This is a genomic window from Serratia sp. Ag1, assembly GCF_000743355.1.
Lineage (GTDB): Bacteria > Pseudomonadota > Gammaproteobacteria > Enterobacterales > Enterobacteriaceae > Chania.
This window is the reverse complement of the sequence record NZ_JQEI01000051.1, coordinates 33,426-53,485: the sequence shown is the minus strand read 5'-3', so window position 1 is coordinate 53,485 and position 20,060 is coordinate 33,426. Positions and strand designations below refer to the sequence as shown.

19 protein-coding genes, 6 tRNA genes and 1 other RNA gene are annotated in these 20,060 nt (G+C 53.0%); 10 read left to right on the top strand and 16 right to left on the bottom strand.

The features are described 5' to 3' along the window. On the top strand, positions 1–300 hold a 300-nt coding region (locus tag IV04_RS22570), incomplete at its 5' end, for a UTRA domain-containing protein (protein WP_037441496.1). A gap of 203 nt (positions 301–503) precedes the next feature. Here IV04_RS22570 and alaC read toward each other — a convergent pair. Both alaC and IV04_RS22560 read right to left on the bottom strand, forming a co-directional pair. Then, a complete protein-coding gene (gene alaC, locus IV04_RS22565) occupies positions 504–1,736 on the bottom strand; it encodes an alanine transaminase (RefSeq protein WP_037403192.1) in 1,233 nt (410 codons plus the stop codon). A 118-nt stretch (positions 1,737–1,854) separates the two neighbouring features. Further along, positions 1,855–2,397 carry a GNAT family N-acetyltransferase gene (locus tag IV04_RS22560; protein WP_037403191.1) on the bottom strand — a complete coding sequence of 181 codons (543 nt, stop codon included), beginning with the start codon at positions 2,395–2,397 and terminating at the stop codon, positions 1,855–1,857. Between the two features lie 169 nt (positions 2,398–2,566). On the opposite strand from IV04_RS22560, the gene IV04_RS22555 reads away from it, so the two are divergent. Next, positions 2,567–3,811 carry a DUF1479 domain-containing protein gene (locus IV04_RS22555; protein ID WP_037403190.1) on the top strand — a complete coding sequence of 415 codons (1,245 nt, stop codon included), beginning with the start codon at positions 2,567–2,569 and terminating at the stop codon, positions 3,809–3,811. A gap of 14 nt (positions 3,812–3,825) precedes the next feature. On the opposite strand, the gene IV04_RS22550 is transcribed toward IV04_RS22555, so the two are convergent. From IV04_RS22550 to IV04_RS22535, 4 genes are all read right to left on the bottom strand, one after another. Beyond that, on the bottom strand, positions 3,826–4,158 hold the full coding sequence (locus IV04_RS22550) for a DUF2502 domain-containing protein (RefSeq protein WP_037403188.1): 333 nt from the start codon (positions 4,156–4,158) through the stop codon (positions 3,826–3,828). A gap of 136 nt (positions 4,159–4,294) precedes the next feature. Then, the gene (gene glk, locus IV04_RS22545) at positions 4,295–5,260 is read right to left on the bottom strand and encodes a glucokinase (protein ID WP_152562942.1); all 966 of its coding nucleotides are present in this window, start codon (positions 5,258–5,260) and stop codon (positions 4,295–4,297) included. 120 nt (positions 5,261–5,380) lie between these two features. Beyond that, entirely contained in the window at positions 5,381–6,073 is a 693-nt protein-coding gene (locus tag IV04_RS22540; protein ID WP_037403186.1) for an aspartate/glutamate racemase family protein, read from the bottom strand. A gap of 38 nt (positions 6,074–6,111) precedes the next feature. Then, a complete protein-coding gene (locus IV04_RS22535) occupies positions 6,112–6,564 on the bottom strand; it encodes a multidrug/biocide efflux PACE transporter (RefSeq protein WP_037403184.1) in 453 nt (150 codons plus the stop codon). A 99-nt stretch (positions 6,565–6,663) separates the two neighbouring features. Between IV04_RS22535 and IV04_RS22530 the strand changes: the two genes are divergently transcribed. Next, positions 6,664–7,554 (top strand): LysR family transcriptional regulator, encoded by an 891-nt coding sequence (locus tag IV04_RS22530; protein WP_037403183.1) that lies wholly within the window; start codon positions 6,664–6,666, stop codon positions 7,552–7,554. On the opposite strand, the gene IV04_RS22525 is transcribed toward IV04_RS22530, so the two are convergent. Then, the gene (locus IV04_RS22525; RefSeq protein WP_037403182.1) at positions 7,530–9,185 is read right to left on the bottom strand and encodes an alpha-keto acid decarboxylase family protein; all 1,656 of its coding nucleotides are present in this window, start codon (positions 9,183–9,185) and stop codon (positions 7,530–7,532) included. The two genes, IV04_RS22530 and IV04_RS22525, sit on opposite strands and share 25 nt — an antisense overlap. A gap of 233 nt (positions 9,186–9,418) precedes the next feature. On the opposite strand from IV04_RS22525, the gene mgrA reads away from it, so the two are divergent. After that, positions 9,419–10,408 (top strand): L-glyceraldehyde 3-phosphate reductase, encoded by a 990-nt coding sequence (gene mgrA, locus IV04_RS22520; protein WP_037403180.1) that lies wholly within the window; start codon positions 9,419–9,421, stop codon positions 10,406–10,408. A gap of 54 nt (positions 10,409–10,462) precedes the next feature. On the opposite strand, the gene IV04_RS22515 is transcribed toward mgrA, so the two are convergent. Beyond that, a complete protein-coding gene (locus tag IV04_RS22515) occupies positions 10,463–11,698 on the bottom strand; it encodes an Nramp family divalent metal transporter (protein ID WP_037403179.1) in 1,236 nt (411 codons plus the stop codon). Between the two features lie 383 nt (positions 11,699–12,081). On the opposite strand from IV04_RS22515, the gene IV04_RS22510 reads away from it, so the two are divergent. After that, positions 12,082–13,269 (top strand): NupC/NupG family nucleoside CNT transporter, encoded by a 1,188-nt coding sequence (locus tag IV04_RS22510; protein WP_037403178.1) that lies wholly within the window; start codon positions 12,082–12,084, stop codon positions 13,267–13,269. A 68-nt stretch (positions 13,270–13,337) separates the two neighbouring features. On the opposite strand, the gene IV04_RS22505 is transcribed toward IV04_RS22510, so the two are convergent. The 5 genes from IV04_RS22505 to gltX all read right to left on the bottom strand — a co-directional run bounded on the left by IV04_RS22505 (position 13,338) and on the right by gltX (position 15,900). Next, complete coding sequence (locus IV04_RS22505) at positions 13,338–13,685, bottom strand: type II toxin-antitoxin system RelE/ParE family toxin (RefSeq protein ID WP_037403176.1); 348 nt, start codon at positions 13,683–13,685, stop codon at positions 13,338–13,340. Further along, positions 13,685–13,912 (bottom strand): type II toxin-antitoxin system Phd/YefM family antitoxin, encoded by a 228-nt coding sequence (locus IV04_RS22500; RefSeq protein ID WP_037403175.1) that lies wholly within the window; start codon positions 13,910–13,912, stop codon positions 13,685–13,687. The genes IV04_RS22505 and IV04_RS22500 overlap by 1 nt, the downstream gene beginning before the upstream one ends. Positions 13,913–14,046: 134 nt before the next feature. Then, positions 14,047–14,122: transfer RNA gene (locus IV04_RS22495), tRNA-Ala, on the bottom strand. Positions 14,123–14,187: 65 nt separating this feature from the next. Next, a tRNA-Ala gene (locus tag IV04_RS22490) sits at positions 14,188–14,263 on the bottom strand. Positions 14,264–14,484: 221 nt separating this feature from the next. After that, positions 14,485–15,900 (bottom strand): glutamate--tRNA ligase, encoded by a 1,416-nt coding sequence (gene gltX / locus IV04_RS22485; RefSeq protein ID WP_037403174.1) that lies wholly within the window; start codon positions 15,898–15,900, stop codon positions 14,485–14,487. A gap of 292 nt (positions 15,901–16,192) precedes the next feature. Between gltX and IV04_RS22480 the strand changes: the two genes are divergently transcribed. The 5 genes from IV04_RS22480 (at position 16,193) to IV04_RS25580 (ending at position 16,768) form a co-directional block, all read left to right on the top strand. Then, a tRNA-Val gene (locus IV04_RS22480) sits at positions 16,193–16,268 on the top strand. A 23-nt stretch (positions 16,269–16,291) separates the two neighbouring features. Next, positions 16,292–16,367, top strand: a tRNA-Val gene (locus IV04_RS22475). A gap of 40 nt (positions 16,368–16,407) precedes the next feature. Beyond that, positions 16,408–16,483 (top strand) — tRNA-Val (locus IV04_RS22470). Between the two features lie 7 nt (positions 16,484–16,490). Further along, positions 16,491–16,566, top strand: a tRNA-Lys gene (locus IV04_RS22465). A gap of 76 nt (positions 16,567–16,642) precedes the next feature. Next, positions 16,643–16,768: non-coding RNA, RtT sRNA (locus tag IV04_RS25580), on the top strand. Between the two features lie 62 nt (positions 16,769–16,830). Here IV04_RS25580 and dhbA read toward each other — a convergent pair. The 3 genes from dhbA to IV04_RS22450 are packed head-to-tail and all read right to left on the bottom strand — an operon-like array spanning position 16,831 to position 20,060. Then, complete coding sequence (gene dhbA, locus IV04_RS22460) at positions 16,831–17,589, bottom strand: 2,3-dihydro-2,3-dihydroxybenzoate dehydrogenase (RefSeq protein ID WP_037403173.1); 759 nt, start codon at positions 17,587–17,589, stop codon at positions 16,831–16,833. Further along, positions 17,589–18,443 carry an isochorismatase gene (locus tag IV04_RS22455; protein ID WP_037403171.1) on the bottom strand — a complete coding sequence of 285 codons (855 nt, stop codon included), beginning with the start codon at positions 18,441–18,443 and terminating at the stop codon, positions 17,589–17,591. The genes dhbA and IV04_RS22455 overlap by 1 nt, the downstream gene beginning before the upstream one ends. 3 nt (positions 18,444–18,446) lie before the next feature. Beyond that, entirely contained in the window at positions 18,447–20,060 is a 1,614-nt protein-coding gene (locus IV04_RS22450; protein WP_037403201.1) for a (2,3-dihydroxybenzoyl)adenylate synthase, read from the bottom strand.

The window sequence follows — 20,060 nt, the reverse complement described above, 5'->3', positions numbered from 1 at the left end:
GAAGAAACCTGGATGCCGCTGGCACTGTTCCCCGATCTCAGCTACGAAGTGATGCAGAAATCCAAATACCACTATATTGAGCAGGTAAAAAAGCTGGTGATCGACCGTAGCGAGCAGGAGATCATTCCGGTGATGCCCTCTGAAGATGCGGTGAACGCATTAGGGATTGACCCGCAAAAACCGATTTTGGAGAAAGTCTCTACCGGCTTTTTGAGCGATGGCACGGTATTTGAGTTCAGCCGTAATTTCTTTAAAAGCGAAGACTACAAGTTTACGCTGGTGGCAAAACGCGGACGCTGAACCCTGGCGTTAACTGCCGTAAAAAGCGCCCGCAGGCGCTTCAGACGGCTGATAAAGTTAGATATTAGGGAGAGCGTGCCGAAGGGGTCGTAGCGGCGTAAGCCGCCGGAGCGCCCCTCGGTGCGCTAGGCCCGGGTATCTCGGTTTAAAAAACCACTTTGTGATCAAACTCAAACCGGAAATTTCCTCCGATTTAGCCATCATTATTTGGTTACAGCGCTGCTGCCTTTTGGTTGCGCCAACAGACCATCGGCACGGAACATCGCTTTGATGCCACGCACCGCCTGGCGAATACGATCCTGATTCTCAATCAGTGCAAAACGCACATGCGTATCACCATAGTCGCCAAAACCAATTCCCGGCGATACACATACTTTGGCTTCAGCCAGCAGGCGCTTGGCGAACTCCAGCGAACCTAAATGCGCATAAACCTCTGGGATTTTTGCCCAGACGTACATCGATGCCTTAGGGTTCTCTACCATCCAGCCCGCTTCATGTAACCCTTTCACCAACACGTTACGGCGCTGGCGATACTGCTCGGCAATATCGCGAACGCACTGCTGATCGCCTTCCAACGCCGCAATGGCCGCCACCTGCAACGGGGTAAACGTGCCGTAATCATGGTAACTTTTGATACGTGCCAACGCGCTGACCAATTCAGGATTACCCACCATAAAACCGATGCGCCAACCCGCCATGTTGTAGCTTTTCGATAGGGTAAAGAACTCGACCGCGATATCTTTCGCCCCTGGCACCTGCATGATCGACGGCGCTTTCCAGCCGTCATACACAATGTCGGCATAGGCCAGATCGTGGATCACCAGTACATCGTACTGTTTTGCCAGCGCCACCACCCGCTCGAAGAAATCCAGCTCCACGCACTGCGCTGTCGGATTGGACGGGAAGCCGAGGATCATCATCTTTGGCCGAGGAATGGTTTCGCGGATCGCGCGCTCCAGTTCACCAAAGAAATCACCGCCATCCACCAGCGGCACTGAACGCACCTGCGCACCGGCAATCACCGCACCGTAAATATGAATCGGATAACTTGGATTAGGCACCAGCACGGTATCGCCATGATCGAGCGTCGCCAGCATCAGGTGCGCCAAACCTTCTTTCGAACCGATAGTGACAATCGCTTCGCTCTCCGGATCAATATCTACCTGATAGCGCTCCTGATACCAGTTGGAAATCGCACGACGCAAGCGCGGAATACCGCGAGAAGTGGAGTAACCATGTGTATCGTCGCGCTGGGCCACGGTACAGAGTTTTTCAACAATGTGTGGCGGCGTCGGGCCATCGGGGTTGCCCATGCTGAAATCGATAATATCCTCACCGCGACGGCGCGCAGCCATCTTCAGCTCAGAAGTGATATTAAAAACGTAAGGGGGAAGACGTTCGATGCGCGTAAAACGGCGCGGACTGTTATCAGCCATAGATTCCTCGAAGAGACGTTAGCGCCCGGACCGTCCGAGCGACGCTGACCACTTTGTGGCCGGATACCGAACATAACGCAGCGCCATCAGGCTGTCGAGCCCCCTGATAACAATTTTTTTACCGACGCTGCGTAGCGAACTCCGCCGCCAACAGCCCCAGTTGCCAGTCATTACACCACTGCCCTGCCAGGCGATAGTTATCCCGCAGCGTGCCCTCCAGCCTGAAACCACAGCTTTCCAGCAGACGGCGCGAGGCGATGTTCCCTTCGGTCACCGTGGCATTCATTTTGTGAAACCCGCAGGCATTGAAGGCAAAATCCAGCACTGCCAGCAGCGATTCCTGACCATAACCTTTGCCTTGCCCTTCCGGTAAGCTGCCGAACCCGACTTCAGCCTGCTGAAAAGGCAACCATTCAGGGCGAAAACCGGTGATCCCCAGCGCTTTGCCACTCGCTTTCTCTTTGATCACCAAACACAACCAGCGCTCGCTGTGCTTGTCCCATGCGGGTAAGCGCACCTCAAAACGTGCCCGAATCTCACTTTCAGTCATCGGATCGGCGATATAACGGATCACCCGAGGCTCCTGATACAGACGCAGGAACAATGGCCAATCATTCGCCGTCAGCGATTGCAGGAGCAAGCGAGGCGTTTCCAATTTCATTAACGTTAACCTCCGAAAAACGAAAAACAGGATGTTACGAGTGAAAGATATCCCTTTATTTTCCCCTATTAAACCCAGATAATCATTAACGTCATTACAACAGAATAGCAACGCCCCTCTGTCCCCTAAACGATCTAGCGCCGCCCACGGTGGCACCAGGAGAACATTTATGGCCTCATTAGTGATTGACGATATTCCTGCCGCCATTAAAACCGTCAAACAGCAGTTGCGCCAGGCACTGCCGAACTATCGTGAAGTGTTTCTGGCTTTAGAAGACAATATCCGCCAACAGGTTGAATGCATCCGCCAGGAACTGGCTGCAGGAGAGAATCCTGTACCACAGATTAACCTAGAGGATATTTTGCAGCAGCGGGTCAGCGAGCAGCAGAAAGCACGAATCAAACAGCGCGGCGCATGTGCCATCCGTGGCGTGTTCCCACGCAGCACAGCCGAAGCCTGGAATCAGGAGATCGGCGACTATCTTGATCGCAATAACTTCGTTGAACGCCTGAAGAATGCTGCGGAGGATAACTATTTCGGTAAACTGACCGCCAGCAAACCACAGATCTACGGTATTTACTGGTCAAAACCGCAAGTGGAAGCCAGGCAGGCCCAGCAGATGCACGCGGTGCAGGTCTTCCTCAACAGACTGTGGGAAACCGAGAGCAACGGCAAACAGCATTTTGACCCGACGCGGGTAACCACTTATGCCGATCGCACCCGCCGCCGCCCACCGAACTCATCTTCGTTGGGGCTGTCGCCGCATGTGGACAGTGGCACCATCGAACGCTGGCTGGACGAGAACTTCCGTTACGTTTACCGCCACGTATTTTCCGGCGACTGGCAACGCTATGATCCTTTTGCTGCTGATGGCCGCACCGAAGTACGCGAGATAGCCTCACCGGCCGTCTGTTCAATGTTCCGTACTTTCCAAGGGTGGACCGCACTGACGCCACAACGTACCAACGCTGGCACGCTGAACCTGGTGCCGATCGCCAACGCCATGGCCTATGTGCTACTGCGCGCTCTGCAGGACGATGTGGCAGACGATGACTTGTGTGGCGCAGCTCCTGGCCGGGCACTGTCGATCTCAGAGCAATGGCATCCTCTTTTACTGCAAGGGATTTCCCCTATTCCCGATCTGGAACCTGGGGATACGGTATTCTGGCACTGCGACGTGGTTCATGCGGTAGAAAATGAACACAACGGCGCATACGACAGCAACGTGATGTACATTGCTGCCGCGCCGGGTTGCGATAAAAATGATGCCTATTTGCAGCGCCAATTACCGAGCTTCCTCTCGGGTAAAACACCGCCAGACTTCGCACCAGATGACTTTGAAGTGGATTTCACTGGCCGCGCAACCGTCGAGCTGTTGACACCGCTAGGTAAAACACAGCTCGGTATTAAATAGTCGTTACGCCAGTATTACCAGCGTGGCCCTGGTGGGCCCGGGCGATAGTAATCAGGCGGTGGCATGCGGTAATGACGCGGGCGATCATCACGCCATTCACGCGGTGGTGCCCCGTAATAAATCACCCGAGGCGGTGGGCCATAGTAATAATCCCGTGGGCGGTAATGTTTATGCCGCCCATGGGGTTCACGCCAGCGATAACCATCCCAGTAATACCCACGAGCGTCACGATCGCCGATCTGCAAGGACAGGCCGGGAACGTTTACGCCGATAGAGAGATCTGCGTAGCTCACCGCCGGTAATGACAGTGGCAATAACGCTGCCAGCAACAACAGTATTTTCTTCATTGGATAACCCCTACAGAGCAGAGTCAGACTTTTCTCTGGAAATAGTAAAGCCATACTGAATTCCGCTCTATAGGATAAGGCTCAAATTATGCAACCCACATGCACTTTCACAATTCCTGCACATTTAAATATAGGTTTACAACTGCATCCCCAACGTCTGGCGCAAGTGGGCTCCGGCCCCCAGCAACCCCGGCTGAGCATGGGTGATCATAAACACTGGGATTTGCTGCACATAGTCTTTGAAGCGCCCTTTGTCTTCGAAGGCGGCCCGGAACCCGGAAGCCTTAAAGAACGCCATAAAACGCGGCACAATCCCGCCAGCAATATATACGCCGCCGAAAGTGCCCAGGCTCAACGCCAGATTGCCGCCAAAACGCCCCATAATCACGCAAAACAGCGAGAGTGCGCGGCGGCAGTCGGTGCAACTGTCTGCCAACGCCCGTTCGGTAATATCTTTGGGGGCCAATTTCTCTGGCAAGCGGTTATCCGCTTGTACAATCGCACGATACAGATTCACTAATCCGGGGCCAGACAGCACACGTTCAGCGGAAACGTGCCCCACTTCGGCGCGCAGCACTTGCAGAATGATGTCTTCTTCTTCGCTGTTTGGCGCGAAATCCACGTGCCCGCCCTCGCCCGGCAGGCTTATCCAGCGGCGATTGACCTGCACCAGATGCGCCACGCCCAGGCCAGTGCCTGCACCATAAACCGCGATCGGCTTATCTTTGTGCGCCATGCCACCGCCGAACTGCAGCACATCGGCGTCAGACAGCATCGGGATAGCCATGGAAACGGCGGTAAAATCGTTAATGACCTCCAGATGGCTGAACCCCAGATTAGCTTTCATCTCTTTGATAGAAAAAGCCCAGGTATGATTGGTCATCGCAACCCAATCTTCCGTCACCGGGCAGGCAATGGCGATACAGGCGTCCTGCACCTCCAGCTTATGCTCGGCCAGGTATTGGCGAATCACCGCCTCCAGGCTGGCAAATTCCAAACCTGAATAGGTTTTCGCCTGAGTGATTTCACCCGTTTCAACAGTGCATAACGCCAAGCGAGCGTTAGTGCCGCCAACATCACCTACCAGGGCATAGGTCATCAGTGTTTTCTCCAGAATAAATAATAAGAAACTGAGCACACTGTAAAATCACGCCGTTGAAACAACAATCGCCATTCTGTAACCCTCTGCTCAATAGCGATCTGGATCACGAAAAATATCCGACTAGGCCAGCGCGTATTCCGCTGCCGCGCGGGCGTGAATAGCGGTCGTATCAAACACCGGTACTGCCGCATCCTGTGCGCCAACCAACAGACCGATTTCAGTGCAGCCAAAAATAATGCCCTGCGCGCCCTGTTGCTCCAGATTATGGATAATCCGGCGATATTCATTGCGGGAAGCATCGGCGATCTTCCCCAGACACAGCTCTTCATAGATGATGCGATGCACGATCTGGCGATCGGCCTCTGTGGGGATGACCACATCGATGTCAAACTTGTCCTGCAAGCGCCCACGGTAGAAATCCTGCTCCATGGTAAAACGCGTGCCCAACAACCCGATGCGGTGGATATTTTGCTGGCGTACCTGCAAGGCCGTAGCATCGGCAATGTGGATCAGCGGTAAACCGCTGGCCTGTTCCACCGCATCCGCCACTTTATGCATAGTGTTGGTACAAATCACGATCGCCTCAGCACCGGCGGCACGCAGCGACGCGGCGGCATTTGCCAGCAGGCGGCCTGCGCCTTCCCAATCCCCCTGATGCTGTAAACGTTCAATCTCTTGAAAATCCACGCTATAGAGCACAATTTTGGCTGAGTGCAGGCCACCGAGCCGCGCTTTTACCTGTTCGTTAATCATACGGTAATAGGGGATGGTGGATTCCCAACTCATCCCGCCCAATAAGCCCAGCACTTTCATCATGTTATCCTTTTAGAATCAAGAGATTGACAAGGCGGTTATTTTGCCCGTACGCAGTCCGCCGAACGTGGTTCAAACCAGCGTTGCCGCAAGGTATCGTATACCCAGTTGTAACACAGGGTATACGGCAGGAAGAACAGGAAGAAACCGATCTCCAGCATAAAGGCCTGCGCCAACGACATATTCATCACCAGGGCAACCAGCGGCAAGCCAATCACGATGAACCCGCCTTCAAAACCCAAAGCGTGAAAAACACGTACTTTCAGGTTGCGTTTCACGCGGCCCGTCGGCCATAGCCGATCAAACACTATGTTATAAGCCATGTTCCACAGCATGGCGACGGTTGACAGCATAATCGTCAAACTGCCCATCTGTAATAGCGAGCGATCAAGCAACCACGCCCCTATCGGCGCACAGATCGCGATAGCAATCGCCTCGAAACTCACGGCATGGACGATACGTTCAATCAACGACTTGTTTTGCAATGGCATAAATCACCTGTTTTTTGACTGTTTTTGAAAAAGTCGGGTGATTATCATCGCTTTCTTGCGTAGATTAAAAATAGGTTCCATCGATAAAGTCGATATATCATGCGTTATTCTCCCGAAGCCTTACAGGCGTTTGTTGAAGCAGCCGCACTAGGCTCGTTTTCTGCCGCCGCGCGCAAGCTGCGCAAAAGCCAGTCCACCATCAGTACTGCTATCGCCAATCTGGAAGCCGATCTCGGGCTGACGCTGTTCAACCGCGAGGCACGCCAACCGGTGCTTACGCCTGCGGGCCGCAAAGTGCTCGGCCACGTACAGGAGATCCTCGCTGCCAGCGAACGTCTTGAGTCACTGAGTATCCGGCTGGGCGATCGGGTTGAACCGCGTTTAACTATCGTCTTTTCTGATACCTATCAGCCTAATCATCACGATAACTTGCTGAAACACTTCGAACAGCGCTATCAGGATATTGAACTGGAGTGCATGATCGCCGAAGACGGCGATGTGCTGGATCTGTTGCAGATTGGTCGGGCACATCTGGGGATGCTGGCGGTGCAACCGAGCTATCCCCCCGATATCGCCGTTGCCAGGCTGCCGGAGCAAACCGAAATGGGGGTATTTGTCGCCAATCAACACCCGCTGACGCGCATCCCGGCACTGACGCAGGCGCATCTTGCCAGCAGTCGTCAGCTCTATCTTAATACCTATACCGGTAGCGAAACCGCGAAACCACAGGGGCCCGTGTGGTCGGCACCCAGTTATCTGATGCTCTTGGAAATGGCGGAGCAGGGGTTCGGTTGGACAGTGTTGCCGCACTGGCTGGTGAAGCAGTACGGGCAACAGCGCCTGACAGAGCTGAAAATTCGCGGTTGGCCCACGCTGATTTCGGTGGATGCGGTATGGTCAAAACTGACCCCGCCGGGGCCAGCGGGGTTTTGGCTGTTGGATCGCCTGTTGGAAAATGCCGAAGATCAGGCCGCTGCGTTGCGTGACTGAATGGCGCGGGAGATGGTATCCAGCAATTCAGGAATATCCATCTTCGGCAGCATCACTTCGATAAACATCAGTTGTTCGCTGCCATGCACTTCGCCCAACGCTTGGCGCAATTGTTCAGGTTCCCCCACGTGCAGACATTTCACATTATGCCCCAGCGCCTGCGGTAATAGCGTCCAGTTCCATTCAGCAATGTCGTTGTAGCGTTGCTCCGGGCCATGAATTGCCCGTTCCACGGTATAGCCATTGTTGTTGATCAGAAACACCACCGGTTTTTGGCCATCGCGCAGCATCGATCCCAATTCCTGAATCGTCAATTGTGCTGCTCCGTCACCAATGAGCAGCAGCACCCGGCGATCCGGCTCGGCGGTTTGCACACCAAACGCCGCTGGCAGCGTAAAGCCGATCGATCCCCACAAAGATTGCACAATAAACCGGCAGCCTCGCGGCAGGTTCAGCGATGCAGCGCCAAAGCATGAGGTTCCCTGATCGGCAATCAGGATATCCCCCGGTTGCAGGAAATGCTGCATTTGTTGCCAGAAAGCATGCTGATCCAGGCCACTGCCGCTCGGATCCGGCAATAACGGGCGCTTGATAGCGGGCAATTGCCACTGTCTAGCCAGCGATAGCGTTAACTGATGCAGAGCTTTGACCGCATCACGCATCGGGATCTGGCTAAACACCTGCTGCCCAACCCGAGCTTCAAAGGGTTGAATATCAATGCATTTTTCACTGGGCAGATGGTGGCTAAAACCTGCCGTGATGGTATCAGTAAAACGGACACCGACATTGATTACCACATCAGCCCCTTCAATCAGCTGTTTTACCTGAGGATCGCTGGCAGCTCCGGCGTAGGTGCCAGTGAAGCAGGCATGAGTTTCATCCAGCACGCTTTTGCCCAACAACAGCGTTGAATGAGGAATATTCACCTCATTCATCCACTGCTCCAGCACCGTTTCTGCGCCAAATCGTTCAGCCAGGAAGTCTGCCAACAGGGAAACACGCTGTGCCGCCTGCAATTTTTCACGCGCTGCGGCGATAAATGCCTGCAGCGAAGCATCAGAAAGGTTGGGTTGACGCAACATCAACGGTGCCGGGCGCGAACTCAGCGGTGCTTCAGCCACATCGCTCGGCAACAGCAGGTACACCGGGCGACGCTCAAACAGCGCGGTGGTCAACAGACGATCGATTTCCGCTTCGGCGTTACTGGCGGTCAGACTGGTCTGTGCGACCGTAACCTCTTTCGCCATACGGGAAAAATGGCCGAAATCCCCATCCCCCAGTGAGTGATGCAGCAGATCTCCGGCGCGCTGCGCGCGCAAGGCCGGAGTACCCACCACATGGATCACCGGCAAATACTCCGCGTAACTGCCAGCAATACCGTTGATCGCACTCAGTTCCCCCACGCCAAAAGTGGTCAGCAATGCCGCCGCAGGTTTGCAGCGGGCATAGCCATCAGCCGCATAAGCGGCATTCAATTCATTGGCGCATCCCACCCAGGCGATCTGAGGATGATCAATAACATGATCGAGAAATTGCAGGTTGTAATCCCCCGGCACCCCGAAAAAGTGCCGGATACCAATCTGTGCCAAACGATCGAGGAGGTAATCTGCCACCGTGTAGTTCTTGCTCATGATTATCACCTGCCAGAAGGTGGGAGTGTTAATTTTAAGTATCAGAGATGTTACTCAAATATCGAACTTTTGCACCAAAAGACCACTGGCAACTAGACTTTACACCTGTGCTTGAGTTCCCAACCCTTGGGATCAATCAGATAGGGAATCATTTGCGTGATCGAGCGCGCTGAAGCTTTAAGTGGAAACGCATACATTGAAACTCGTTTTCACTTTTGCCGATGAGGATATGTATGGTCTATCAAGCTGACTCTGCGCGCTATCAGGAGATGGAATACCGCCGCTGTGGCCGCAGCGGGCTAAAACTCCCCGCCGTCTCACTGGGCTTATGGCACAACTTTGGTGACAGCACGTTGTATGACAATGCCCGTGGTTTACTCTGCCGCGCCTTTGATCTGGGCATTACCCATTTCGATCTGGCCAATAACTATGGCCCACCTCCGGGATCGGCTGAGGAGAATTTCGGTCGCATCCTGCAGCAGGACCTCAAACCTTATCGTGATGAGTTGATTATCTCTTCCAAAGCGGGCTACACCATGTGGCCAGGCCCTTACGGTGATTGGGGCTCAAAGAAGTATCTGGTCGCTAGCCTGAATCAAAGCCTGCAGCGGATGGGGCTCGATTATGTGGATATTTTCTATCATCACCGCCCTGATCCAGACACACCGCTGGAAGAAACCATGGCTACGCTGGATTTGCTGGTACGTCAGGGCAAAGCGCTGTATGTCGGGCTGTCAAATTACCCTGCCGACCTGGCGCACCGGGCATTGACCTTGCTACAGCAGCTCGGTACACCGTGCGTGATCCATCAGCCAAAGTATTCAATGTTTGAACGTTGGGTTGAAGCAGAACTGCTGGAGACGTTGGAACAACATGGCGTAGGGTCGATTGCTTTTTCGCCGCTGGCAGGAGGTATGCTGACCGATCGTTATCTGCACGGTATTCCGCAGGATTCACGCGCGGCCAGCAGTAGCAAATTCCTGAGGCCCGAACAGCTTACCGAAGAGAAGTTACAGCAAGTGCGCCGCCTGAACGCTCTGGCTGAACGCCGTGGGCAGAAGCTATCGCAAATGGCATTGGCTTGGGTACTGCGTAACGATCGCGTCACTTCTGTGCTAATTGGTGCCAGTAAAACCAGCCAGCTTGAAGATGCCGTGGGAATGCTGGCTAACCGCGCCTTTACCTCTGGGGAGCTAGCAGAGATCGACAGCATTTTGATGTAATCGCTTACAAATCACCAGCATGAGACATAATGCTGGTGATTAGTTTTCAGGAGGTTAAATGACGTTGCTAATTAATAAATAGCCGTTCAGACCGACCACCACCAACACAATCAATTTGCCCGTATTCTGAATCATGCGGCTATTGACCATATCGCCCATCAGTGCGCGGTTACCGGTAAACACCAGCAGCGGAACCAGCGCCAGAGCAATACCAAAACTCAGCAATACCTGGCTCATCACCAGAATCCGCGTAGCATCCATCCCCAGCATAATCACAATGAATGATGGCAACATAGTGACGACCCGGCGTACCCACAGCGGGATATAAAAACGCACAAACCCCTGCATCACCACCTGCCCCGCCAGCGTACCCACCACCGTTGAAGACAAACCGGCTGCCACTAAACTCAGGCCGAAAATCGTAGCAGCGGCATTACCCAGCAGCGGTTGCAGCGTCAGATAAGCCTGATCGAGATCGGCAACGCCGCTGTGACCATTGAAATGAAACGCCGCTGCGGCGGTGGCCATCATGGCCAGATTAACAAACCCGGCAATGGTCATGGCGATCGCTACGTCGATCTTGGTGGAGGCGTAACGTTCAGCACGCGAATGCTGGCCCGGATCCTGAGTCAGCGAAGAATGCAGATAAATCACATGCGGCATAATGGTGGCCCCCAGTACGCCAGCCGCCAGAAACACCGCATCGCTGTTTGGCAAATCCGGTACTGCCATCCCGTTCAGCAACCCACTCAGTTGCGGCTGAGAAAACACCAGTTCGACAATATAGGCTGCCGCCACAAACAGCAGCAAACCACCGATAACCAATTCCAGTGGCTTTTGCCCACGCTTTTGCAGCATCAGTATAAGAAAAGTGGCGATACCGGTGAGGATCGCGCCTTCCAGCAGCGTAACCCCTAGCAGCAATTTGAAGCCGATTGCCGCACCAACAAACTCGGCCAGATCGGTGGCCATAGCGATAATTTCTGCCTGCACCCAATACGCCCAGACCACCGGCCGTGGGAAGCGATCGCGAATATGCTCGGCGAGGTTTTTACCGGTGGCGATGCCTAATTTGGCTGACAGCAGTTGGATCAGCATCGCCATGATGTTGGCCCAGACCACCACCCACAGCAACGTGTAGCCGAAAGAGGCACCGGATTGAATATTGGTGGCAAAATTGCCAGGATCGATATAGCCGATGGCCGCAATAAAAGCGGGGCCCATCAGAGAAAGCTTGATCTTTCTGGATGGGCGACTGGAAGCACTATCAACTACGCGGCTGTTCAGCATATCGTGAAACCCTTACTAATTTTACGCTTACCTTCATCTTACTTAAATGATAATGATTATCAAGTGCATTTAAGGCGGAGATATCTATCGCTGTGATAACGAGGACGAAGGTTCATCGAACAGATCGCACCAGACTTTGCCGTTTTCTTTTACTCTAATCTAAATAGGGGCATTCGGAATTGAACAGGCTTAATAGCCAAATTAGCACAAAATCGCTACAAGCATGCAATTTTATTAACATCCTGAACGCGGGTACCTTGCGGTGGTCGCTCAGAGTTTTCCCTACTATGACTTTCAACATTTGCAATATACATCTCGTTTTTAAACTCGCCGTTACATAAAATGACAATCGAAATTCAGCCTGCCTCAAATTTGGAGCAAATATGTCCCATATTGCGCACTTTGCGTTAGCGTTGGTGGTGGTTACGATCCTGGCACTGCTGGTGTGCCGCGATCGTAAAAGTATCCGCATTCGCTACGTTATTCAGCTATTGGTTATTGAAGTATTACTGGCCTATTTTTTCCTGCATTCGGAAGCGGGTTTAGGCTTTGTAAAAGGATTCGCAGCGCTGTTTGACAAGCTGCTCGGGTTTGCAGGTCAAGGGACTGACTTTGTGTTTGGCGGTATGGGTGATAAAGGTTTAGCATTCTTCTTCCTGAAAGTGTTGTGCCCTATTGTGTTTATCTCCGCGCTGATCGGTATTCTGCAATACATCAAAGTGCTGCCGTTTATCATCCGGATTATTGGCACCATCCTGTCTAAAGTAAACGGTATGGGTAAACTGGAGTCTTTCAACGCCGTCAGTTCGCTGATCCTCGGCCAGTCTGAAAACTTCATTGCCTATAAAGATATTCTGGGCAAGATGTCTGAAAAACGCATGTACACCATGGCCGCCACCGCGATGTCGACGGTTTCGATGTCGATCGTGGGCGCTTACATGACCATGCTGGATGCGAAATATGTCGTGGCCGCATTGGTGTTGAACATGTTCAGCACCTTTATCGTGCTTTCTCTGGTCAACCCTTACGACACCAGCAATGAGGAAGAACTGCATCTGGGCAACCTGCATGAAGGCCAGAGCTTCTTCGAGATGTTAGGGGAATATATTCTGGCGGGCTTTAAAGTGGCCATTATTGTTGCGGCCATGCTGATTGGGTTTATCGCTTTGATCGCCGCCCTTAACGGCCTGTTCAGCGCAATCTTCGGCTTGAGCTTCCAGGAAATCCTCGGCTACTTCTTCTATCCATTCGCCTGGGTTATGGGGATCCCGCAACACGAAGCGTTGCAAGTGGGCAGCATCATGGCAACCAAGCTGGTTTCCAACGAATTCGTGGCCATGATGGAGCTGCAAAAAATGTCGGCAGAACTGTCGCCACGCAGCTTGGGTATTCTGTCGGTGTTCCTGGTGTCTTTTGCCAACTTCTCTTCCATCGGCATTGTCGCCGGGGCGATCAAAGGGCTGAACGAACATCAGGGCAACGTGGTATCACGCTTCGGCCTTAAGCTGGTGTATGGTTCTACCCTGGTGAGCATTCTATCTGCTTCCATTGCGGGATTGGTGTTAGGTTGATAGCACTCTAAACCTCAAAACGCCCGGTGCAACTCATCGGGCGTTTTGTTTTTTACTACCGCCAGAAATTATCGTTGCCATTCCAAGATCCGATTAAAAAGCAGATTGGCAATATTCTGTCGCTGAGACAACACGGCATGTACATAAATCACTTTTTCTTTATCGTTAATACTGTAAAGCACGCGATATCCATCAGCCGTATTGCATTCCCGATATTTAGCACAACCCAGTGCTAGGAGTTCGGCACAAATCGGGCTCCCTGCTGAAAAAACACGGGTTTTCTCTTCGAATTCATCCAGTATTTTTTCAAGAACGGGCCGGGGTTCGATCTGATGCGAACGCAGAAAATACGCAATGGTTTGCATCGTCATTTTCGCCGTATCTGAGTAGATAAAAACCACCGCGCTTGCAACCATCAGAGTGAATCCAGAATCTGCTCACGTGAGAAGGTCCGATCTAACTCGATATCTTTTTCTGACAAAGTCATCAGCTTGAGCAGAGCAATACTTTCGTCTCTACGCATACGTTCTTCATAAGATTCAATAATATAAGCAGGCAGGCCATTTTGCGTCACGATCAAAGGTTCAGACAGATCGAGTTTGGCTGCATTCTGTTTTAAATAGCTAATGGTCTCTGTTTTCATGGTATTTCCCTTGATCAAGGCTCACTTTTCATAGACTGAATATAGTCTATAAAAAAACCGATAACAATGATTCATCAGGAACGTAAACGCCAGAAAGCAAAAAGCCGACCCAACAGGATCGGCTTTCTAAATGGTGGTGGAGCTAGACGGGATCGAACCGTCGACCTCTTGCATGCCATGCAAGCGCTCTCCCAGCTGAGCTATAGCCCCACAAAAGTGGTACGCATTAACCGGCGTTACGGTGTTAATTTTCAACCTTTTATCGATAAAAAGGTTGGTGGAGCTAGACGGGATCGAACCGTCGACCTCTTGCATGCCATGCAAGCGCTCTCCCAGCTGAGCTATAGCCCCAATCCACAATCACAAAACCCTGTGAACGGGGCGCATAATATGAAACCCCTGAAACACTGTCAACGGCTAAATTGAATTCCTCGATCAAGCGCTGAAAAAGCCGCCAAATCAGGGCGTTTAATGTCAAAAAATCATCATCACGGATAAAAATAAAGCGCACAAAAAAGCCCTGCGGATCATCTTGCAGGGCTTCATCGATGTTCAAGTTACAGCAGCAATAATCAGCCTTGGGCTTCACGCTCGGCGATATACACCAACGCCTGATCGATACGCTTCAGGGAGCGAGCCTGGCCGATCGCCTGCACGGTAACGTCCATACCTGGCGATTGGCCAGCACCGGTAACCGCAACGCGCAACGGCATACCGACCTTACCCATGCCAACACCCAGTTCGTCTGCCGTGCCCTGAATGGCATCGTGCACATTTTCTGGCGTCCAGTCAGTAATTGCAGCCAACTTGGCACGCACCGCTTCCAACGGCTGACGCGCCACCGGGCGCAGGTGTTTTTTCGCCGCATCAGCGTCAAACTCGTTGAAATCCTGATAGAAATAATGACAAGACTCCGCCATTTCCTTCAGCGTTTTACAACGTTCACCCAGCAGTTTAACGATATCTTTCAGTTCCGGGCCGTTACGGGTTTCTATGCCCTGCTGTTCGACGTGCCACGCCAGATACACCGCCACTTCTTCCGCTGGCATATGGTTAATATAGTGGTGGTTCAACCACTGCAGTTTCTCTGTATTGAACGCACTGGCAGACTTATTGATCGCTTCCAGCGTGAACAGCGCTTTCATCTCGTCGATCGAGAAGATTTCCTGATCGCCATGCGACCACCCCAAGCGCACCAGATAGTTCAGCAATGCCTGTGGCAGGTAGCCGTCATCACGGTACTGCATCACACCTACCGCGCCGTGGCGTTTAGACAGTTTTTTGCCGTCGTCACCCAAAATCATCGAGACGTGCGCATACTCAGGCACCGGAGCACCCAGCGCTTTGAGGATGTTGATCTGGCGCGGCGTGTTGTTGATATGATCTTCACCCCGGATCACGTGGGTAATCTCCATATCCCAGTCATCAACCACCACGCAGAAGTTATACGTTGGCGCGCCGTCGGTACGGCGAATGATCAGATCGTCCAGTTCCTGATTACTGAATTCGATAGGGCCACGGATTTTGTCGTCAAAAATAACCGAGCCTTCTTGCGGGTTACGGAAACGCACCACATGTGGTTCATCGTCGGTATGGCTGCATTGGCTGTCGCGGCAGTGGCCGTCATAGCGCGGCTTCTCGCCGTTTTCCATCTGCTGCTCACGCAGCGCTTCCAGGCGCTCTTTGGAGCAATAGCATTTATAAGCTGTGCCCTGTTCCAACATACCGTCGATCACGGCGTTGTAACGATCGAAACGCTTGGTCTGGAAATACGGGCCTTCATCCCAAGCCAGGTTTAACCAGTTCATGCCATCCATAATTGCGTCGATAGCGTCCTGAGTTGAGCGCTCGAGATCGGTATCTTCGATACGCAACACAAACTCACCACCGGCATGGCGGGTGAACAACCAGGAATAAAGCGCAGTACGGGCACCGCCGACGTGAAGATAACCGGTCGGGCTCGGTGCGAAACGGGTTTTGATTTTCATTGGGTTCACAGCCTTATTACGCAACGCGTGTCGGCGGGGTGCCGACAATTGCTCGGAATTTAAAAAGTGGCCGACATTCTACCATTCCATATCAATTCCTCAACGCTGACACCACATTACCAGGCAGCCTTACGCCGGGTTTGCGGGCTGTTTCGCATGAAAATGAGTAAAGAATCAGCGCGGTTGCTGATAAATATCTCATCCTGCCTAATTTTACGACGAACGAATAAAAACGTTTTAAAAACCGTTGACTCACTTTCAACTATCCCTATAATGCGACTCCAACAAGACGGGGCGATTAGCTCAGTTGGTAGAGCATCTCCTTTACACGGAGGGGGTCGGCGGTTCGAGTCCGTCATCGCCCACCATCTTGTTGAAATGAGAAAAATGAGGGTGATTAGCTCAGTTGGTAGAGCATCTCCTTTACACGGAGGGGGTCGGCGGTTCGAGCCCGTCATCACCCACCACTCATTCTCTTGTTTAGCAGTAACCTGGAAGTCCTGAAGTGGGTGATTAGCTCAGTTGGTAGAGCATCTCCTTTACACGGAGGGGGTCGGCGGTTCGAGCCCGTCATCACCCACCACTTCTGCGGGTCGTTAGCTCAGTCGGTAGAGCAGTTGACTTTTAATCAATTGGTCGCAGGTTCGAATCCTGCACGACCCACCAATATAGAAAAAAGCGCCTTTTGGCGCTTTTTTCGTTTATATTCCGCAATCAATTTCCCAAACGTCCGATATAGCATAATCCCCCGAGGTCGTGTTGGATGAGAACCTGCGTTCAGGTTCGAGCCGAGCGAAGCGAGACGACAACGCGCAGCGTTGCCCGTAGGGCGAGGCCGAAGGCCGAGTCAATCCTGCACGATTGGCACGGCACTCAAACAGATCATCAAGCATTAATAATGCAACGAATGCAAAAAGCCAATCAGCACCATCAAGCCGCCAGCGTTGCCCCGCCATCAATCACAATATCCTGCAGCGTAATATGGCTAGCACGATCCGAAGCCAAAAACAGAATCGCATCGGCAATCTCCTGCGGTTGGGCAATTTTCCCCAGCGGGATCCCCAACTTAAACTGTTCAGGGTAGCCAGCAATCGTTTTACGCTCACCGCTTTCATCCTGCCACATACCGCGCAGCATCGGCGTATTGGTCGATCCTGGTGAAACCAGATTACAGCGCACTCCATAGGGTGCCATCTCCAACCCCACCGTTTGGCATAGGCTACGCAGGGCCGCTTTAGAAGCGCCGTAAACCGCCATACCCACACGCGGCACATGAGCGGCGTTAGACGCCACGCTGACGATCGCTCCACGCCGTTGGCGGCGGAATACCGGCAACGTCTGGCGGAACATATTGAACGCCCCACCTGCATTTACCGTCATGCAGGCCAACCAATCGGCGCTGCTGGTTTCGTCGGCCAACCCCATGCGCAAGATCCCGGCCCCGTTCACCAACACGTCCAGTTCGGGCTGTTCTGCCAATAGCCGCAGGCAAACGCGCTCGACGGCCTCGTCGTCGGCGATATCCAGCACTACGGTGCGGAACGGATAATCCTGCTCATCAAAACGCAAATCAAAGCCAATCACCTCGGCACCGTCCTGCACAAACGCCAGCGCGGTTTGATAACCAACCCCCGCTCCGGCCCCGGTCACCCAAACCCGCTTGCCGGTAAAATCGTGCCCATTACTCATCAGGATTTCCCCTCAGTCAGCAGCGCCCACCAGCTATCAAGCGTGGGGGATTTGGCCAGCGCGATAAAATCGATATCTGCACGGATCTTGCGCCAGCGGGTCGCCAACTCCATGATTCGCACCGAATCCAGACCATAATCAATCAGGTTTTCATCATTGCCGATATCTTCACTGTCTTCATCAAGCAATGGAATAATCTGCTGGCGTAGAGCATCAATGCTGGCGATACCCGGCAGCAGATCGGCGGTCATCACCACCCTGCCGCAGCGCCCGGCGGTATAGCGCAGCGCCATCAGGTGTTCATCTCGCGAGAAATCGGCCAAACCATCGGCCACCATAAACGGCTTGATGTCGCGCATAAAAGCATCGATGGCAGTAGTCATGCAGCCGATATGCGCATAGACACCGCAGATAATCAGTTGATCGCGCCCGCTTTCCTGCAAAATCTCCTGCAACGGTGAGCGATGGAAGGCGCTGTAACGCCATTTAACCAATACGGTATCATCAGCATCCGGTGCCAACGCGCGAGTAACCGCCTGCTGTTCCGGGTGCTTGTTCAAACCCGGCCCCCACATATCATTCAACAAAGCCCGATCGGCATCGCTTTGTTGATTCGGCTGTGCGGTATAAAACACGGGAATGCCCTGCGCTTTACAGTAACTGCGCAACTTGGCGATATTCTTGACCACTTGTTCGATCAGTTGGCTGTCTTGCCCCCAAAAGTTGAGGAAATACTGCTGCATATCGTGAATCAACAGCGCAGCGCGCTGCGGTTCAAAAGCCCAATTCACCTTGTTAGTTGGCAATTCGTTCAGCGTTGGCAGTGCGTAGTCATTAAGTTTAGGAATGGCCATGGCTTATTCTCCCTGAGCCTGAGTTAAATGTTGACGCAAATGTTTTTTATCCACTTTGCCGACCGGAGTAAGCGGCAGCGATTCAACCTGAATAAAGCGATCGGGCAGTTTAAACTCCGCCACGCCCTGTTCACGCAGATGGCGGCGCAGAACGACTGGCTTAATCGCGTTGTGCGCCACAATAAAGGCGCAGCTTTTCTCCCCCATCAGTGCATCCGGCATCGACACCAGTGCAGCATTAATCACTGCCGCATGGCGTAACAGCAGGTTTTCAATTTCTTCGGCGGCAATCTTTTCACCACCGCGATTAATCTGGTCTTTCTGCCGCCCCTGAACCCGCACATAGCCATCTGCCGTCAGGCTGATCAGGTCGCCCGAACAGTAGAAACCGTTGCCATCAAAGGCTTCGGCGTTATGCTCCGGGCTCTGGTAATACCCCCGGAAGGTATAAGGGCCACGCGTCATCAGGCGGCCAGTTTCCCCCACCGGCAACGGATTACCTTGCTCATCCGCCACCCACAATTCATCGTCCGGGCACATCGGCGTGCCCTGCGTGGTGAGAACATGTTGATCGTCATCATCCAGCTGGGTGTAGTTCACCAACCCTTCAGCCATACCAAACACCTGTTGCAATTGGCAGCCGATCTCGTTGCGAATACGCGCCGCCAGGGTTTCCCCCAATTTAGCCCCCCCCACCTGCAACAGTTGCAGGCTAGCCAACGGCTGGTTACTGCCCCACTCTTCAATCGCCTGTAGCCACAGAATGACAGCAGGCGGTACCAGCGCAGTGACGGTAATCTGATGCTGTTCGATCAGCTTGAAGCACTGGGCCGCCGCCGGATCGGCAGCGAACACTACCTGCCCGGCAGCATAGAACACGCCCAACACCCCCGGTGAACTCATCGGGTAATTGTGGGCCACGGGCAGTGCGCACAGGTAACGAGTGGTGCTATCGAAACGGCAAATCTCCACGCTGCGGCGGATACTGTAGTAATAGTCGTTGTGAGTCCGTGGGATCAGCTTCGGCGTGCCGGTGCTGCCACCAGAAAGCTGGAAAAACGCGACTCGATCGGCAGCCGTTGGGGTCGGTATAAAGGCAGCGCAATCCTCCGCTAACCAATCAGCTAGAGCGTGCTCCCCAGCGGGTTGACCACGTAAACCCACTACGCGTAAAGAAGGATTCTGTTCTCTGAACGCGACCAGGAAATCGTCCTGTGCAAACAGGCTATGTTGCCGATCGGCAATCAAGAGCGCAGGTTTGATCTGGCTGGCGTAGGCACTCAGTTCGCTGCGCTGATGGCTGAACAACGCATTTACTGGCACCACGCCAATTTTCAGCAGGGCGAAGAACACCACATAGAACTCCACCACGTTGCCAAGTTGCACCAACGCGGTATCACCAGATCGTAATCCTCGGCGCAACAGGGCGGCGGCCAAGCGGTTGGAAAGCTGCTCCAATTCGCGGTAACTCAGGCTGCGTTGCGCGTCAGTCAGGGCGATTGCCTGATTATCTGCCTGTCGGGCCAAGATCTCGGTCAGTGGCTTATCGATCCAATAGCCGCGCTCACGGTAACGGCGCGCGAAATCCTCGGGCCAGGGAGTAAAAGCGATACTCAT

Coding starts and splice junctions, on each gene's coding strand:
- IV04_RS22555 (WP_037403190.1), top strand. CDS start 2,567: ATGGCCTCATTAGTGATTGACGATATTCCTGCCGCCATTAAAACCGTC.
- alaC (WP_037403192.1), bottom strand. CDS start 1,736: ATGGCTGATAACAGTCCGCGCCGTTTTACGCGCATCGAACGTCTTCCC.
- mgrA (WP_037403180.1), top strand. CDS start 9,419: ATGGTCTATCAAGCTGACTCTGCGCGCTATCAGGAGATGGAATACCGC.
- IV04_RS22450 (WP_037403201.1), bottom strand. CDS start 20,060: ATGAGTATCGCTTTTACTCCCTGGCCCGAGGATTTCGCGCGCCGTTAC.
- IV04_RS22500 (WP_037403175.1), bottom strand. CDS start 13,912: ATGAAAACAGAGACCATTAGCTATTTAAAACAGAATGCAGCCAAACTC.
- dhbA (WP_037403173.1), bottom strand. CDS start 17,589: ATGAGTAATGGGCACGATTTTACCGGCAAGCGGGTTTGGGTGACCGGG.
- IV04_RS22560 (WP_037403191.1), bottom strand. CDS start 2,397: ATGAAATTGGAAACGCCTCGCTTGCTCCTGCAATCGCTGACGGCGAAT.
- IV04_RS22525 (WP_037403182.1), bottom strand. CDS start 9,185: ATGAGCAAGAACTACACGGTGGCAGATTACCTCCTCGATCGTTTGGCA.
- IV04_RS22530 (WP_037403183.1), top strand. CDS start 6,664: ATGCGTTATTCTCCCGAAGCCTTACAGGCGTTTGTTGAAGCAGCCGCA.
- IV04_RS22535 (WP_037403184.1), bottom strand. CDS start 6,564: ATGCCATTGCAAAACAAGTCGTTGATTGAACGTATCGTCCATGCCGTG.
- IV04_RS22540 (WP_037403186.1), bottom strand. CDS start 6,073: ATGAAAGTGCTGGGCTTATTGGGCGGGATGAGTTGGGAATCCACCATC.
- IV04_RS22505 (WP_037403176.1), bottom strand. CDS start 13,685: ATGGTTGCAAGCGCGGTGGTTTTTATCTACTCAGATACGGCGAAAATG.
- IV04_RS22550 (WP_037403188.1), bottom strand. CDS start 4,158: ATGAAGAAAATACTGTTGTTGCTGGCAGCGTTATTGCCACTGTCATTA.
- IV04_RS22510 (WP_037403178.1), top strand. CDS start 12,082: ATGTCCCATATTGCGCACTTTGCGTTAGCGTTGGTGGTGGTTACGATC.
- IV04_RS22455 (WP_037403171.1), bottom strand. CDS start 18,443: ATGGCCATTCCTAAACTTAATGACTACGCACTGCCAACGCTGAACGAA.
- IV04_RS22515 (WP_037403179.1), bottom strand. CDS start 11,698: ATGCTGAACAGCCGCGTAGTTGATAGTGCTTCCAGTCGCCCATCCAGA.
- gltX (WP_037403174.1), bottom strand. CDS start 15,900: ATGAAAATCAAAACCCGTTTCGCACCGAGCCCGACCGGTTATCTTCAC.